This is a genomic window from Lysinibacillus sp. fkY74-1, assembly GCF_053165895.1.
The window spans coordinates 2,025,187-2,041,158 of the sequence record NZ_CP170173.1 but is presented as its reverse complement, the minus strand read 5'-3'; the positions used below and the strand labels follow the sequence as shown (position 1 = coordinate 2,041,158).

Annotated in this window: 16 protein-coding genes; all 16 read right to left on the bottom strand. The window is 34.5% G+C overall.

Annotation, left to right across the window (positions count from 1 at the left end):
- Positions 1–692: 692 nt before the first annotated feature.
- Positions 693–2,327, bottom strand: a complete 1,635-nt coding sequence (locus ACE1MS_RS09930; protein WP_447402914.1) for a PcfJ domain-containing protein — start codon at positions 2,325–2,327, stop codon at positions 693–695.
- Positions 2,328–2,329: 2 nt separating this feature from the next.
- The gene (locus tag ACE1MS_RS09925; RefSeq protein ID WP_447402913.1) at positions 2,330–2,746 is read right to left on the bottom strand and encodes a hypothetical protein; all 417 of its coding nucleotides are present in this window, start codon (positions 2,744–2,746) and stop codon (positions 2,330–2,332) included.
- 89 nt (positions 2,747–2,835) lie between these two features.
- A complete protein-coding gene (topB, locus tag ACE1MS_RS09920; RefSeq protein WP_447402912.1) occupies positions 2,836–4,968 on the bottom strand; it encodes a DNA topoisomerase III in 2,133 nt (710 codons plus the stop codon).
- Between the two features lies 1 nt (position 4,969).
- A complete protein-coding gene (locus tag ACE1MS_RS09915) occupies positions 4,970–5,392 on the bottom strand; it encodes a hypothetical protein (RefSeq protein ID WP_447402911.1) in 423 nt (140 codons plus the stop codon).
- 110 nt (positions 5,393–5,502) lie between these two features.
- Positions 5,503–5,739, bottom strand: a complete 237-nt coding sequence (locus tag ACE1MS_RS09910) for a hypothetical protein (RefSeq protein ID WP_031417617.1) — start codon at positions 5,737–5,739, stop codon at positions 5,503–5,505.
- A gap of 104 nt (positions 5,740–5,843) precedes the next feature.
- A complete protein-coding gene (locus ACE1MS_RS09905) occupies positions 5,844–6,617 on the bottom strand; it encodes a DNA-methyltransferase (RefSeq protein WP_447402910.1) in 774 nt (257 codons plus the stop codon).
- A 138-nt stretch (positions 6,618–6,755) separates the two neighbouring features.
- A complete protein-coding gene (locus ACE1MS_RS09900; RefSeq protein ID WP_447402909.1) occupies positions 6,756–8,375 on the bottom strand; it encodes an LPD25 domain-containing protein in 1,620 nt (539 codons plus the stop codon).
- Positions 8,376–8,388: 13 nt separating this feature from the next.
- Complete coding sequence (locus tag ACE1MS_RS09895; RefSeq protein ID WP_447402908.1) at positions 8,389–8,649, bottom strand: hypothetical protein; 261 nt, start codon at positions 8,647–8,649, stop codon at positions 8,389–8,391.
- Positions 8,650–8,785: 136 nt separating this feature from the next.
- Positions 8,786–10,018, bottom strand: a complete 1,233-nt coding sequence (gene mobP2 / locus ACE1MS_RS09890) for a MobP2 family relaxase (RefSeq protein WP_447402907.1) — start codon at positions 10,016–10,018, stop codon at positions 8,786–8,788.
- Between the two features lie 19 nt (positions 10,019–10,037).
- Complete coding sequence (locus ACE1MS_RS09885) at positions 10,038–10,499, bottom strand: hypothetical protein (RefSeq protein ID WP_447402906.1); 462 nt, start codon at positions 10,497–10,499, stop codon at positions 10,038–10,040.
- 1 nt (position 10,500) lies between these two features.
- Positions 10,501–10,827, bottom strand: coding sequence for a hypothetical protein (locus ACE1MS_RS09880; protein WP_447402905.1), 327 nt, complete (start codon positions 10,825–10,827; stop codon positions 10,501–10,503).
- Entirely contained in the window at positions 10,827–11,120 is a 294-nt protein-coding gene (locus tag ACE1MS_RS09875; protein WP_447402904.1) for a hypothetical protein, read from the bottom strand. Before ACE1MS_RS09875 ends, ACE1MS_RS09880 begins: the two co-directional genes overlap by 1 nt.
- A gap of 312 nt (positions 11,121–11,432) precedes the next feature.
- Complete coding sequence (locus ACE1MS_RS09870) at positions 11,433–12,356, bottom strand: hypothetical protein (RefSeq protein WP_447402903.1); 924 nt, start codon at positions 12,354–12,356, stop codon at positions 11,433–11,435.
- Between the two features lie 16 nt (positions 12,357–12,372).
- Entirely contained in the window at positions 12,373–13,416 is a 1,044-nt protein-coding gene (locus ACE1MS_RS09865) for a C40 family peptidase (RefSeq protein WP_447402902.1), read from the bottom strand.
- Complete coding sequence (locus ACE1MS_RS09860) at positions 13,413–14,018, bottom strand: hypothetical protein (RefSeq protein WP_447402901.1); 606 nt, start codon at positions 14,016–14,018, stop codon at positions 13,413–13,415. The genes ACE1MS_RS09865 and ACE1MS_RS09860 overlap by 4 nt, the downstream gene beginning before the upstream one ends.
- Before the next feature lies 1 nt (position 14,019).
- Positions 14,020–15,963 (bottom strand): VirB4 family type IV secretion system protein, encoded by a 1,944-nt coding sequence (locus ACE1MS_RS09855; protein WP_031417600.1) that lies wholly within the window; start codon positions 15,961–15,963, stop codon positions 14,020–14,022.
- Between the last annotated feature and the right edge of the window lie 9 nt (positions 15,964–15,972).

Below are 15,972 nucleotides of genomic sequence, written 5' to 3'. Positions count from 1 at the left end.
CGCGCATGGTTATACACCCGTGCATACAGTTGCGTTTGATAGGGACTGTCATGTCCTAATAGTATCCGAATATTTTCCTATGGCATCCCTTTAATTGCTAAATGTGCTGCAATGTATGCCGTAATATATGGGCTGTAACATGCTGGTCCCGTCCTTGTTGTATTTATGAAGACAAAGAGCAACATATCACTACGCTCTTGTATATATGCCAGAAGATGTTCTTCGTAAGCTCTCGTAAATAATACAATACGAACTTTCTTTCGTTTCCCATTAGGAATATGAATCAAACGTTAACCCAAAATAAAAGGTTTCGCCAATTTAGTTAATCCTAAATATCATCCGTAAATTTTTAGTCTTATATGATCACAAAATTAATGTATTAATCACCTCCTAAAACAATAAAAGACTCAACATGCTGTCAATCAAATTAATACTTATCAAGTATTTTTTCTATCGCGTAAATAGCTAAAATAAATAACTCCACCATTCCAAATAGCCAATAATGAAAACATCGGGTGAGGCACTCCATCTAAAGACTATAAACATAAAAAAACCAGGTAGCTACCTATACTTCCAATAAGTGCAGCAATTAGATAACCTAAAATTAAAAAACATGAAGTATTTTTTGTTTTACCTTAGCTCTTAACACGTTTAGTCTCCTATCTTAACGTTCAATTGCATCTGACAAATTTCTAAACTGTTTGTATCATACTTTCTTTAAATTCTTTAATTATTTCAGTATTAATATCGTAAGTATTCACTTTTATTTTTCGTTTATAACAATACTCAAGAATTGCAAAACAATCATATTCTGAAGGGCATTGGTTATAATTTGCTTTGGCTTGTACCAATACTAGTGAGGAATTATTTTTAGCTATTTCTAAACAATGGGTTACTTTTTGCTTTTTTATGTCTGTTATAGTCACAATGTATAATTCTTTTAGTATTGCTTCTTCACTGTATGAAGAAACGCAATTATTTAATTGGCTACCAATTTCATGTAAATGATGATTACTTTTGGCAAGCTCAAAACTATAATTTCCTATCGTTGTTTCAAATTTATTTTTTTCTTTCGGAGTATATGAAATCATTATTAATTTTTGCTTGAGATTCCTATAATCATGCATCAAATTATTGTGTAATTTTTCAAAACCGATACAATCCTTATATCCTTGTAAATCACATACCTTATAATCAGTGTTGTTCTCTTTTAACAATTTATACATTTTCACACTATCCTGTATCTCCTGGAATAGAATAAAAAAACGGAAGTCAAAGTATTTTTTCTCTTGATCTTCTTTAGTGTCTAATCCCCATGATTCTACAAGCAACTTGGTAAAATTAAAATCAGGCTCTAAAATTCTTTTAGCTTCTAAAAGTCTACTTAAATATTTTTTATCAAAATAACTTTCCATAAGAGAACCATTATCTGTTATATTATTCAGTTCGTATTTTTGATGAAATGCTTGCAGAATCTTATGTCGAGTATCAATATTGTCAAAAAGTGTAGTAACTAGCTTATATACATAAATTAAATTGGGCTCTATTCTTAATAAGTTTCTTTCTTTACGAGTAGATTTTTTTCCAGTTAGCCAGTATAAGATCTCTTTTTCTCGCAACGGAAGCTTTTCGAGTTCTTTTCTAGATCTTAGACTTTTACCGAATTCGTACTTAAAATCCCAACAATTCACAAATTTTTCAGGTAATAAAGCTATTTGTGGGTATTTTATATACATACCGATTTCACGAATTTTAGGTAATTGTGAATGGTCTTTCACCCAGTAATTAGTTGACTGATGCATAAGCAACTCTTTAAATTCAGTAAAGACACTATCGTTCTCTAGATAAATTAAGTGTTCATTTATAAATGACCAAGACTTCGGAATCTTTCCAAGTGATATATTTGCTATCCGATTATTATTAGGATTATTGGATTTTTTTACGATATAAGTGTTTTTTGTTTTTTTGTTATAAGTAATATTGTACCTATAAAGTATCGCCATTTTTCTAAATGATTTTTTTTTGAAATTATACTTGAAAACATAATGATAAAAAGCACAACTAAATATTAATTTATCTTCTTTATCAAAGATTTTAGAATAGATTTTTTTTACATAAACATAATCTTTATGCAGCACATTAATTATTTTTTTTTGACAATTTGGGCAACAAACTTTATATCGTCCTTCGCTTAAGTAACTAGCTTTACTAAAAGCATCACAATCAAAGCAATAAATCATGTCAGTCCAATCGTTAGCAGGTTCATCCCAAGTTTTCCACCTAAAGCTTTTATCAAAAAGGCTCCGATAAATAATCTTAGTTACCATATTTAAACCTCCTTACACGATAGCTCAATATACTGTGCAGTAATAAAATCCTCTATATATTTAGGCTTAATAACAAACCAAACTTCAAGGATTTGTCTTGGAATTTCAAATTCATTACCTGTTAAGTCTTCAATAACCTGCTTAAAATATAATATCTCTGAATAAGATTTCATAAATTTTTCAAGATCTGAAGAAAACAACTGTTTTAAATACTCTTGAGGTTCAGGGGCTTCAAGACTATAAGTATCAAAAAGGGAATAAAATTCTTTATAAAAAACAGCTACTTTTTCCGCAAATAAAATCGAAAGTTCTTCATCCAATAAAAGCTTAATATTATAGAGTTCCTTAATAACTTTTTTTATCTGTAAAAAAGAACTCTCTATCAATGACAACCACTCTCTGAAATTGACATCATTCATATTTTTTCTCCTTTGCACTTTTTATAGTTTGCGTGAAGTTGAAATAAAAAGGTTGTCTACTAATTATTTCAGTAGACAACCTTTCACTCTTATTTTGCAAATGAAACAAAGTCAATAAAGCCTTTTTCATTTAATTTAACAACAGCATTATAGGTATTTTTATCAGCTTTTTTTATACCCCTGACTGTAGTTTCTTTCCCATCCAATAATTCCTTAATATTTGTTTTCGTCAATTTTTTCTTACGGAAATTATCAGATAAGGTAAACTTACACCCAGGGTATTTTGAACATCCAAAGAAACCTTTTTTCTCTATAATTCCATTACCGCATTTCGGACATTCCCCGACAAATTGAGCATTTTGTTGTTCTTCAGCTGCTAACGGAATTTTTCCTAACTCAATTTTTTGAGGGGCATCTTCAATAATACCAACTATAAAATTTTTAATATTTTGCAGAAATTCATCTTGGGAACCTTGACCTTCGCCAATTTTTTTTAGTTTACTTTCCCACTTGGCAGTCATTATAGGACTTGAAAGTAAGGTACCTTTAATCGATTCACACAAAATTTCCCCTTTATTAGTTACCGATACAATATTTTTCTTCACTTCAATGTAGCCATTTTCCTTGATTTTATCTATGATTCCAGAACGAGTAGCATCAGTACCCAATCCCTCTACCTCATTTAAGATCTCTTTATCCGTTTCATTATCAACTGTTTTTCCAGCTGTTTTCATAATTCCAATTAAATCCCCCTCCGTATAGGGCTTAGGAGGCGTTGTATGCCCTTCTTTGCTTTGAAGGACGCTTAATACTCTTTCATCTTTTGAGACGCTAGGAAGCACCTTATTGCTGTCATTTTTCATATGTTCTTCATCATCTGAATGTACAAATAAAGATTTCCAGCCTTTTTCAATTTCTACCTTTCCAACAGTTTCAAATTTTATATCATTTACAGCTGTGACAATTTTCGTTTCCTCATACAAATAGTCACTATGGAACATAGCGAGTGTATTACGCAAAACCTCGTCATAAATATGTTTTTCCTCAACCGATAGGCTGTTTAGTGTATTCGCACTAGGTATTGTCTTAGTCGGTATGATGGCATAGTGCTCTTGGACTTTTTCTCCATCTACATATCGTTTATCAGCAATTTTATTAGCGGTAAATTCAACATTTATTAACTGCATATATTTATCAACATTGTTAGCCAAATAAACAAATTCATTTTCCGTAATGAAATTTATACTTGTACGAGGATAAGTGACAAGTTTTTTCTCATACAAAGACTGCATTATTTCTAACACTTTTGAAGGGCTGTACTTCCATTTTTTATTGGCCAACTTCTGTAATGTTGATAAAGAGTGCAGTCTTGGTGATTTTGTATGTTTCTCTTTCGTCTCTAATTCTAAAACTTTACCTGTAACTTCTTTATCTAATACCAGGCTTTTTTCTTCTAAAAATGAAGTTAATTCCTTTAGTGTTTCTGTCTTAATCCTGGCCTTACCTGAATATGGACCATTTGTTGATTTAAAATGGCCAACTAATTCAAAAAATGGCTTAGATACAAAGTTTTCAATCTCTTTTTGGTGCTGGTAGATCATATAAACTAATGGGGATTGAACACGGCCTATGCTTAAACTTGCATTAAGACCTTTATTTTGTAAAAGCAAACTATACAAAGGACTAGCGTTCATACCCACAAGCCAATCTGATATTTGACGAGTTTTTGCTTCTTTGTACATTAATAAATCTTTTTCGTTCGATTGTAACGATTGAAAGCCTTTTACAATTGCGTCTACTTCAAGAGAAGTAATCCAGAGCCGTTTAATCGTTTTATTTTTGGCACCGGTCATGTTAAATGTTGAATAGAATATATTACTGCCTTCCCGATCTACGTCACATGCGTTTATCACTACATCAGCGTTATTAATTAGCTTCTTTACAGCATTAAATTGATTTATTTTACCCTGGGAAACTTTATATTCAAATACGTCTGGAAAGATCGGCAAATTTTTAATATCCCATTTTTTCCATTCGTCTTTATATTCACCAGGCATTTTTAATCCCACTAAATGCCCAATACCCCATGTAATAGTAGCACCGTGTGGAAACGTGCTGCAGGGCTTTAATTCAATATGTGTTTTTTCCCTTTTTGCTACCTCAAAAGCCTCTGCATAAGCTTTCGCTTGTGGGGGTTTTTCTGCTAAAATAACTATTTTCATTTTAATGACCACCTTTATCTTCTAATTTATTTGTACTTAAATTATTCAGTTTCAGATTTTTACGAAGAATTAATTTTTTAACTATGAATAGAACAAAATTTAAAGCAAGATAAATTGCAAATATTAATGTTGTACGTTCCTGGTTTCCTAAAAACGATAACCCTAACGATGTACATAAAGATAAACAAAGCAAAAAGCATTCTGATATGGTTTTTGACGTCCGAAATGTAAATTTCAAGCTTAGTGACAATGCGAAGGAAGTCATAATTAAAAAAACCATAAGGCCTTCGACAATTTCACGTTCTTTCCCACCATTATCACTAATAATGGTTGTTAAAACACACATTCCATCGATACTCAAATAAAGCATTGCTAATATCAAGAACCACTCACACAACTTCTTCAGGGCGGTTAAAATTGCCATGTTACTTTCTCGCTCCTTTTTGATAAGAAAAAGGACTCACCATTTTTGGTGAATCCTTAACTTTAGTTAGATTTTAAAAATCTTGCCTGCGTTAATAAAAAGCTTTAACACTAACGTTCATAAAATCCATTACCTTGATTTCTGATTGTTTTTTGCTCTTTCATTGATTTATTTTCTTGCTGCAGATAATCCCTAATATCAAAATCAGAAGGAACATTCACAAGATTTCTTAAAGATATACCGCTATCTACTAGCCATTTGAACTCCTCTTCAATGTTGTAGTTGTTATCTTTCGCTATATATTCATCAACTTCTATTACCGCAATCATTTTTATTTTTTCAGTCATACACATATCTCCCTCTATAAAATGAAATAGTCGTTTAACTGCTAGGACTCACCAATTTTGATGAGTCCTGATCACTCTAAATTTAAATATTTCTTTTCGCTTTTTTAGAACAAAATTTCAACTGGTTTTAAACCTAACTTTTGTCTATTTTCGTTTACTCGTTCTCTCCCCCCTTCACAGTATTCTGAATCCAACTCAAAACCAATCCAGGAACGTTTTATATTGTCACACGCTATAGCTGTAGTAAATGCTCCCATGCAGTTATCTAACACTGTGTCACCTGGATTCGTGTAAGTTAGGATAAGATACTCAAATAGTGATAATGGTTTTTGTGTCGGGTGCCAAGTTTTACTGTCACGTGGGAAATCAACAACAGACTTAGGAAAATTCTTCTTTTTCACAACATATGGTTTATTGGTAAGGGTTTCATTACTTTTCCCTAGAACCTGCATCTTAGATGAATTTCTTATAACTACTTTAGGCTTAACAAATTCAACACCTTGTGGGTTGTATGTCGGCAGCTTTTTATAAAAGATACATACATTTTCGTGATTTTTAAGTGGCATCTTATTAGCATTTTGGAATCCTGTTGTGTGCTTCCCTTTCTTCCAAATCCATTCATATCTGAACATTTTGAGATTGGACATAATTAATTTACTAGTGAATGGCTGGCTTGCTGTTAATACAATTGCTCCGTTGTCTTTAATTATTCTTTCATACTGTCCCCACAGTAGATCAAAGGGGATGATTGTGTCCCACTTACAATTTGTAGTTCCGTAGGGAAGATCACAAAGAATCATATCAACTGATTTATCAGGTATATACTGCATACCCTCTAGGCAGTCCATATTGTAAATAGTATTTTTGTTAATGTTCATATCTTTTTTCCTCCCGACATATTATAATAAAATCAGGAGAACGAGCGTTCTCTTACATAATTTTCAAGAGGCTTGAAGGTGCAAGCCTCTTTTTAATTTTTTCAATAAAAATAACGCTAGTCGATTGACTGCGCTTCCTTAACGTACATATTCGAGATTTTTTCTCTTTAATTTTGTATTTATAGCTTGTTGCTTTTCATGTGTATACAAAGCAAGCTCCCTTAAAATTTCGTGATGTTGCATTTCAGTAAGTTTATTTTCTGCAATTAGTTGTTCATACGGACTCTTGTACTCTCCATCACCTATATCTAATCGATCTGGATTAATTAAATCGACTGTATCTCCGTTTGGAATCAATACATGGTACCTTGTTTTGAGATAACTATAGGCTTTTTCTTGATCAGAAAATACTTCCTTTTCAAGCTTGGCCATACGATCATTTCCTTCAGCAAATCCCATTAATTCATTAGACATTAGTTCACTTTCAGACCATTGGATTAGAATCTTTGGATTAGTCACTTCTTGTTGATTAATGAGGGCAAAATTATCTTTAAACGCATTATTAAACACCTGGATAAAGTCTGCATTTACTTGCTCAAAGGTAAGTAAATTATCACTGACATTTCTAAGTTGATCCAATTCCTGCTTAAATGCTGAATGTTGCAATTGCTCGACTTTATTAGTTATTATGTCATGAATGATTTCTTTTAAGTCCTCAGTCTCAATTGTACGCAAGCTGGCATTCGATAAAGCCCCGTACTCAATCAATAGCAGCTGCGTTGGCTGCATTAGTTCGTTCTCTTTTGAACGTTGAATTTCTGAAAAATGATTATCGATTGTTTCAATAAATTCACTCGCTGCTGTCCTCACTCCATTCAGTAACATTTCTTTATCTTTAATTTCTTTACCTTGCTGTGTCCATCCAGCCAAATAAGAAAGGCTAAAGTTTGCTGTGTCAATTCCGTATCGACTGGCCACGACATAGGACACCATTTCTGCTTGAAATTCACGTTCTGCTTTAGTAAAGCTATCTCGAACATCAGGTGTATGCAGTCTAGCGTGTGCTAATTCATGAAGTAACGTTGTGACATTCTCATAGGCAGTATTTCTTGGGTTAAGGGCAATTATTTTTTCGTTTGGATAAGCAACACCTTTCGCCACTCCTAATTCACGCGGAGGTATTGGTAATATTTCAAATCCGACATTTTCAGAGACTTTATGTAACGCTACTAACATTTCATCTTCATTATCTATGACTCCATCCTGATAGTACTGGCCAAATATTTCAGAGACAGGCATCCCTTTCTCTCTTGCATCTGTTTGGGTGTATTCAAACACGTGGCCAATTTTGAAAAACAACTTTTTTTGAGTTTCTAATATTCCATTTTTAATTTGCATTTTTTCTTTTGAATTAGCGTATTGCATTTGAATCCACTCACCATCACGATTAAAATACGTAACAGGTGTAGGAACAAAAAGTTGAATCCCCTTTTCACCTCGTTTAACAGATACGCCTTTGTCCTGCCAAAACTTAAATGAACCTACTGCTTGTGCACCCATGAACTGACTTTGAATCAAAGTCATGTTACGCAAGGAATAGTTATAAAAAATTGACATAAAAGCTAGATGTTCTTTTAGAGCTTCCTCAGATACAAAATAAGCGCTAAGTTGATTGGTCATTTTCTCTGATAATTCTTCTATTTCTTTTTGCTTTTCTTCTGCTGTTTTTGCTGTATATTTCTTACGTGCAGTCACCATAATATCTACTCCTTTATAAATCTTCTGGTACTAAATGGGCGTCAGTTAATTCCTGTCGTTCTGCTTCAGGAAAATATTCAAGCAACGAGGTATCCATAATAATTTCATGTCTATCTTGATTGAATGGCACAATGAATGTCCCTTCTTGAATTGCTCCAAAGATAAATTGTCGATTTTCCTCAGTTAGCTTCACCGTTTCGTCTATACTATTTATTCGAAGCGTAACATGTTGTTCTTTTAACTCTTTGATAAATGCATATACAATGTTGTTCATTTTTCCCCATCCTTTTTATCCAAGTTATTTTCAATGCACGACATACACTTTGCCCCTTGATAGGGTTCTTTTACTACATCAAGAACTTTATTGCATAGTTCACACTTAACTTGATAGATCATTTAACAACCTCCCTTTAACGATCATAGCCATCTAACATGCGGTCAAATTCATCCAAGTTTCGTTCTTTTTTAAAGTCGTGGTACGTTTTTCGTAATCGAAAATTCAAGTTGTTTAATGCATAATTTAACCGTTTAGAAACCTGTAAATTTTGACGATACATAGGAGCTTGATACTTCCTTTGAGATTTAGATAGTTCATACAAACGATGATCAGCTTCTTTTTGATAGGCGCGCATTTCTGTTAAAACCGCATTTCCCATACGTTTTTTCAAATCATCTAGTTTGGTCTGCTTATAGTTTTGATACTTGCTGCCCTCACCGTACTTTTCCCTCATAACTTCAACTTCTTCATCCAGAAGTATATGAAGATCTCTCATTTCATTTTTATAGTAACGATCTAAATAAATATCAACGATTTGATCAATATACGGTCTTGCCTCATCGATAGACTGATAGCCGTACCTCCATTGAGAACGATCTGAAGGTAATTGTTGGAGTGCTTTTCGAAATAAATTTTTTGTTTGGCGGTGTGTAGATAAATCGATTCCTTTTTCTTTTTTTAAATTCACACTACCCCGAATCAAATCCGTAACAAGATTACGTTCTTTTGTGCGATCCATAATAAGGTTGGCCACTTTTGACTTCATTTTATCCAGTGACCCTTGTTTACGTTTGGCCCGAACTTGCTCTTCCCATTTACCTGTTTCCAAATTCTTTGTCCACTTTTTAACTCTTGTAGGTATTGGCTCTACTGTCGCTATATGAACATGAAGATTGTCCGTGTTGTAATGGATAGCTGCAGACCATACCGCACTATCCATCATATTTTCTGCTTTTAACATTTCGTTTACTGCAGCGCGCACAGTATTTTTCATTTGGACTTCATTAACTTGTCCACTTTCATCCATTAGTCCATACTTTTGTAGCCAGGTGTTATCGAAACTAATTACGTCTTGCCAAAGTGGTGAACCATTTTCTTGTGCCTGTTGAAACAAATCTTTTAATGAGTTTTTTTGTTCCGCATTGATAATATCCTCAGTAGAAGAAAACAATGCACCTTGCTTATTTTCATCTCCCATATAGTCCATGTACTGATAAAAAACAGAGAAAGAATCATTTTCATCAAAAATAATCTTCTCGTTTACTTTGGCAGCATCACGATCTATATAACTAATAAAATCCTGGTACTCATCGCTTGATGGCATCACAAATCGACTTTTTAAAATAACACCAGGAGAACTATTCATATTAATCTCCTTCTATCCATTAAGAATCTTGATTATCTGACAAAGTTCTTTTTGTCTCTCGATCTATTTTCTTTTGACGATTATGAGCAATACGATCCTTAATTACTTCCTCAGCTTCTTCAAAAGGCACTGTTTTATATTTATCTGTAGAACCTAATTGTTTTGCATCTGTCATAATAAAATAGTGATTCCAAAATTCAAGCATCATTTGAGTATTACGATCAATAACATTACCTGTTACACGTACTCTCTTTAAGTCTTCTGTAAGTGGCTCCAATACGTTTTGTAAATGTTTTTGCATCATTACTTCTACTTCTGTTAAAAGTGCTTGATTTTGAGAAGTTTCATGAGCAAAAAGAGTCTCAATTAGGTACTCTATAACACCACCAAGTGTTAAATTTTTATCAGTTGCTATCTGTTCCAGTTTTAATATTGTAGAATCCGTTAACCAGAAGTTTTTCTTCTTTTTCGTACCTGTCACTTCACTTCACTCCCTTTCCTATTAATTCTGTCAGCTGTTGATTTATTTCTTCTGCATCGCTATCTAATAGTAAGTACAGCATGGATTCAATTCGCGATACACTTTCATATAGTTCACTTTGTTGTATTAAATATTGTTCCATTTGTATTTGAGAAGCCATTACAACTTTTTCAAAGCGATCTCGTTCTTCTATGAACACATCGTAGTAGGCAACTCGTTCAAGCAATGATTTTAAATAAATCTGACGTGACACCTTTTCTTTTTTAGCAGCTTCTTCTATTTTACTTATTGCTAAATCATCTACATCTCGAACTAATATATCCCCCATTATTCGTTCACCTCTTGCTCAATAACTTTTTGCACTTCTCGATTTAATACACCCTCGATTGAAGTAAGTTTCTTCAGCAACTCTTCATTCGATTTTGCAAATGTCGTAAACACCTTTATATGCATCCCCAACATTTCTTCAAAGCGATTTTTTTCTTCTTGAAATAAATTTGGAGTCGTTATTCGTTCCAAATGAAGATTGATAAAAGCATTTTGTGTCATCTTCTTTTTTTGGGCCATGTTTGCGATTTTTTTCTTGATTGCTGGATCGACACGTGCTTTTATTTCAGCCATTGTATGAACCTCCTTTACTTCAAAATCACCAGGGCACAGAGCGTTTCGCCTCTATAAAGAGGCGAAACTGAAAATAGCCTGCAAACCGCAGGCTATTGAGAGAAAGAGCATAAGGGAAATCTGCTATCACATGGCGTGATAGACTAGGCAGAGCCTAGTATTTCGGTGTCCCCATAAAAAAGTTGGATTCTTCCTGTTTTCTTCCCTTTATCTCCTTTTTTCTAAATAAAATTTGTTACGTTCTTCCTGTTTTCTTCCTATGCTTTTTCACTAAAATCTAGCTATTTACCACTCATAATAACCAGGTTACTTCTAGACTGATTCATCTTCAGCAGCATCTTTTTTCTTTTCACCGGAGCGAATCATTTCAATTTTTTCTTGCAACTTCTTTTTCTTATTTTGCATTTCAAGTAACCTATATTTATATTCTTCTTTTTTCTCATTGACGTTTTCAATAGCTGTTTTTTTCTTTACAAGTTGGAGACGTACCTCTTGTTTTTCATCCTCAGTCTTATACACTAGTTCACTTTCAAGTTGCTTCATTTCATTCTGTATTGATGCAATAATGTCATCTTGTAATGGGATCTGTTCCTTTTCCAACGTATTAATCTTTTTAACAATCTGTTCAATTTCAAGTGCAATAAACTCTTCTTCATAAACGACTTGTGCCATTTCTTTCAGGGTTTTATCTGCACTTATTTTTCGATAATCACCAACGATAATTTTCTCTTTGGGCTGTGGCAAATCTAAAGTAGACGAAGGATCAACTGCTCCTTTTTCAGCGAATAACTTGTCTCTTGCCTCACTTTCGAGTATCTTCTGATCACGAATTTCCTTTACAAACAAACCAATAACAGTATAGTTTTGAGGCACTTCTGAAATATGAAGAACGAATTGATTATCTTTTTGATAAATAATTTTCACAGGGTAGGACTCCAATGTTTTAGACGCTTTGGCCGCAAAGGCAAATGTAGGTCTAACGTTATCTGAACCTGTGTGCCGTGTTTCCAGAAACACTTCCATGAACCCTTTTTCAGGATTATAATGCCACTTTTTTAAAATTAATGTGGTTTGTTCTAAACCCAATATGTCTTTATTAAATGGTGTTTGTTTAATAGGATTATCATCATACATCCACAATTTTGATGTAAAAATAATCAAGAAACTAATGATGACAAACGCCATCAAACTTACATAAAACTTATTTTCTCTGCCTTTATTTATTTTTAGTTTCACAAGTTAACGCCCTCCTTTATTCAGAGAAATTGGCCACTCTTCCATAGCCCACAATGACAGAACCCCAATAACCAGTTAACGCGTCATCATAACGTACTCCATCATTTTGTGAGTTAAACATTTTTCCGGCTCCTACATACATCCCAACGTGTGTAACTGGTGCATAATTAGCACTTTTAAAGAAAATTAAGTCGCCTGGTTGCAATTGGTCCCGTGTAATCGGTTGAGCAAATTGGTATTGTGTATAGGCTGTACGTGGCAGCTTGATACCAACTTTCGCGTAAGCCCATTGCATTAATCCGGAACAATCAAAGCCCATATTTGGATTGTAGCCACCCCAAACATAGGACCAACCTTCGTACTTTAACATCTCATTTAAAATCGTTTTAAAAGCTTCATTCCCAACAATTTGTGAACCCATAGGAGAACAATTCATCGTTAAGCCACCCAATTCACTAGCAAATTTAGTGACCGTTGGAACCCAATGTGCATTCAATCCGTTCGGATCATTTGCTGCCCCGATTGGTGCATAAACGCTCCCTAATGATTCAATTGTTGAGAGTCCGTCATCGATAATTCGACGCTTTAAATTTGCCATTGTATATGACAAACCTTCTTCTAATGTGGAAAAATGCATTAGTTTAGACCAACCTGTGGCCGGGTCCATGATGCCTCCTGGATTGTTTTTATTTACAACCGCATTCGATGTGCCTCGACCAGTTTCGTGAAAAGCAATGGCTGCAGCCAAGACAGGATCGATGCCATTTAGCCGTGCAAGTTCGATAAATAAATTACCTTTTCCAGTAAAAGCTCCTGCATTAGAAAAGGCAGCATTCCAACTAGCTTCATCGATTTCTCCTGTCACGGAACAAGAGGATAAACCATTTCCTCCTATCGGTGTACGGTTGCTACCTGAGCCTCCAACGGCACCAATTATGATGATGATTGCCAGTGAAATAACACCCACAATGGCAAAGAATGAAAGCCCTAACGAGCCTCCAATCCATAGCAAAACCTTCTTACCTACCTGCTTTCCAATAAAATTTATTAGTTGCTTCATACACGACTCAACTCTTTTACAACCCACTCTCCAGACTCAGAAAGTGTTAAAGTTAACTTGTACATATTAGACTGTTCTCTAACTTTCTTGCCTGCCGACAGCACATCCCATGTTGCATAGATCATAAATCGTATATCTCGGTCTCCGGAAGCCTCTGTAGAGGATACTTCCTGTGCCTGTACCTTTCTTGTTAGTTGATCTTTGGGAGCCAGTACTTCATTTTGCACGACAAATAAAAATGGAGCTGTAGAAATTTCCTTCCACATCTCCATGTCTGTATCATTTTCTAGCCAAGATTGCATGACATTTTCTGCTATCTTCTTCGCTGTTTGCACCTTTTCTTCACCGAATTTTGTCTCGTATTCTGCGTTATAATCGATTTCGGTATTTCCCCCAGGTACTTGTTGATCTTTATAGGTTTCGTCCTCTGAATTTGTTTTTTCTTCCTCTATAGGATCTGTGTAGCTATATTCTTTTTCTCCATCAAATCCAGTATCATTTTTATCTTTTCCATCAAAGAAGAACATTTTTATCATGAATGCTACCATGACCAAACCAATGAATACGACCAATATTAATTTCGACTTTGTTGAACGTTCCACATTACATACCTCCTCTAAAGATAGCTAATTCTTCCTCGGATGCTTCTACGGAAAACATGAGGTTGCCAACACCACTAATCGATAATAAGCAATCTCCTTGTTGCAATTGAGGTATTTGAGCCAACTCACTTTCGCTAATTTGTCCTTCAAAAATAGTCCTCATAGCATCTAATGTATTTGAATCTTGCTGCATAATAAATTTGTATTGTGTTAGTTCAAATAAGGTACGAATCTTGGACACAACTTCTGAATCCGCATGCTCTGGCACGACATCGCGAATGGACTGAGTTGCAAATACCAATCCACCGAGATATTTACGAGCTTCCCGTTCGAATTCTATTAAGTAATCAACGGCCAGCACATTTTCTGCATTGACTATGCGGTGAGACTCGTCTATAAAGATTACAAATCGTAAGGCATCATCTTCATTAAAATTAGGATCTTCATAGATAGCCTTTAATTGGGGAGCTCCAATTTGAATGAGGTTATCCCAAATCAGTGAAAGTGCGCTGAACATTTGTGCATTAAATATATTCTTTGATAATCTTGTGAGATTTCTAATAGAGAACATAATGATTTGTTCGTCCGTAAATGCTGGTAACGTGGTATGGCCGTTAAATAAATGGCCATATGTGTTCACCAAGTTATCGATGACCAATTCAATTTTTTCTAATCGATTAGCCCGTGCAATAGATAATTCTGGTCGAATGATACGTCTTTCAGCATTTTCGTATAACTCATCACGAACATGTACTAAGAAATCACTGAAAATTGGGTACTCTTCATTTTTCAATTGTGTCACGCCTGTTGTTTCAATAAGACCTTCAAACCCGAGAGAATGATAAAATTCTCGCGTTATTTTCTTAAATTCTTCCATTTCTTCTGTCGAAGGGTTGACCGTTAAAAATTGATAAAATGTAGCTAATTTTGAAAGATGTTGCATAAAACTTAACTTTTCGCTTTTTTGATCCGAGCCATCTCTTACGCGATAAATGTGTAAAGGATTGATAATCCCTTGCGAACCGTCAAGACTAATTAATTGGCCGTTTAATGTTTTGACTGTCGTTTCAAACTCGCCTGTTACATCAAATCCTCGAATAAAGTTTCCTCGACAGGCATTGTCTGTAAAGAGCTTTTTTAGCAACGTTGACTTACCAGCTCCCATTGTCCCTACTGCAACAGCATTATAGTATCGACGTTTTTTATCCCGATGGAACAAATCGTAAATGACATTACCACCACTAAATGTTGTGCCTAAATAACTTCCTGTTGGATCGTTAAGCTCTGAAAAATGAAAAGGCAAACCTGCAGCTAATGAAAGCGCTGGTATGCCTTTACTTTCTCTTTTATTTGGAAACGTTTGTTGTTCTTCGTAAGGCACAAAAAGGGACTGCCATTCCCAACTACTTTCATTAAGAAACACCGTTCCCTTAAACCCATACGATATTAAATCCGTCTCAACTGTTTGTACTTTTTGCTCCAGTTCATGCATTGTTTTGGCATGTACAAATAAGCGAATATCGACAAGCTTTACGACCTCACCCATCTGCGAAATCCCCTGGTAAAGACTTTCTAACTCTTGATAACTATTTTGAGCATCCATTTTTTCAGACTGTTGCTTACCACTTGAATAACGTACTGTCTGCTCTACCATGCTTTTGTTAATGGCACTAACGGTTTCATCTTTAGGCATTGTTGCAATATCCATTGTTGAAATGACATCACGCATGGAAAATATTTTTTCTAACCATAGTTTTGATACAGCCGTTGGATAGTCCCATATATGAATACAGGCCTCATAACCGTCTCCCTTTTGGATATATTTATCTTTAAATAAAATGCCACCCTGGGGCTGAATGGCAGCTAAAAAAGTGGGGTTATGCTCTTTTTCTCGCTTCGATTTATCCGGCTGCTTAAACTTCATAACCGAGTCTAACAACTTCATCGTTCATCA

Coding starts and splice junctions, on each gene's coding strand:
- ACE1MS_RS09930 (WP_447402914.1), bottom strand. CDS start 2,327: ATGGTAACTAAGATTATTTATCGGAGCCTTTTTGATAAAAGCTTTAGG.
- ACE1MS_RS09925 (WP_447402913.1), bottom strand. CDS start 2,746: ATGAATGATGTCAATTTCAGAGAGTGGTTGTCATTGATAGAGAGTTCT.
- topB (WP_447402912.1), bottom strand. CDS start 4,968: ATGAAAATAGTTATTTTAGCAGAAAAACCCCCACAAGCGAAAGCTTAT.
- ACE1MS_RS09915 (WP_447402911.1), bottom strand. CDS start 5,392: ATGGCAATTTTAACCGCCCTGAAGAAGTTGTGTGAGTGGTTCTTGATA.
- ACE1MS_RS09910 (WP_031417617.1), bottom strand. CDS start 5,739: ATGACTGAAAAAATAAAAATGATTGCGGTAATAGAAGTTGATGAATAT.
- ACE1MS_RS09905 (WP_447402910.1), bottom strand. CDS start 6,617: ATGAACATTAACAAAAATACTATTTACAATATGGACTGCCTAGAGGGT.
- ACE1MS_RS09900 (WP_447402909.1), bottom strand. CDS start 8,375: ATGGTGACTGCACGTAAGAAATATACAGCAAAAACAGCAGAAGAAAAG.
- ACE1MS_RS09895 (WP_447402908.1), bottom strand. CDS start 8,649: ATGAACAACATTGTATATGCATTTATCAAAGAGTTAAAAGAACAACAT.
- mobP2 (WP_447402907.1), bottom strand. CDS start 10,018: ATGAATAGTTCTCCTGGTGTTATTTTAAAAAGTCGATTTGTGATGCCA.
- ACE1MS_RS09880 (WP_447402905.1), bottom strand. CDS start 10,827: ATGGGGGATATATTAGTTCGAGATGTAGATGATTTAGCAATAAGTAAA.
- ACE1MS_RS09875 (WP_447402904.1), bottom strand. CDS start 11,120: ATGGCTGAAATAAAAGCACGTGTCGATCCAGCAATCAAGAAAAAAATC.
- ACE1MS_RS09865 (WP_447402902.1), bottom strand. CDS start 13,416: ATGAAGCAACTAATAAATTTTATTGGAAAGCAGGTAGGTAAGAAGGTT.
- ACE1MS_RS09855 (WP_031417600.1), bottom strand. CDS start 15,963: ATGAAGTTGTTAGACTCGGTTATGAAGTTTAAGCAGCCGGATAAATCG.